The 253-nt window shown below is 57.7% G+C and carries 1 pseudogene; it reads right to left on the bottom strand.

The window, feature by feature from the left end:
• Positions 1-223, bottom strand: a pseudogene (locus IV91_RS0112175) (hypothetical protein); the annotation flags it as partial.
• Between the last annotated feature and the right edge of the window lie 30 nt (positions 224-253).

The following is a 253-nucleotide window of genomic DNA, read 5'->3' as shown; positions in this document are numbered from 1 at the left end:
CGGTTTGACGTTCCAGGCGTTCGGCCAAGGCCCGTAATGCCACACTCTTGCCGGTACCCGGGTCTCCCTGGATCAGAGCGAAGCCGCCTTCCCGCACATGGACCTGTTCGATGCGCCAGAAGAAGTTATTGATCTTGGGGGATAGATAGAGGGCTTCGGTGGGTAATTCGGTATTGAAGGGATTCCATTTCAAACCAAACGGGGTCAACAGAAGGCGGTTCATGGGTGGGTTTCCTGGGCGGGCGAGGCGTCG

The sequence above is a fragment of the Ferrovum myxofaciens genome (assembly GCF_000735045.1).
GTDB lineage: Bacteria > Pseudomonadota > Gammaproteobacteria > Burkholderiales > Ferrovaceae > Ferrovum > Ferrovum myxofaciens.
The sequence above is the reverse complement of the archived record's forward strand: the minus strand, read 5'-3'. Positions and strand labels throughout refer to the sequence as shown.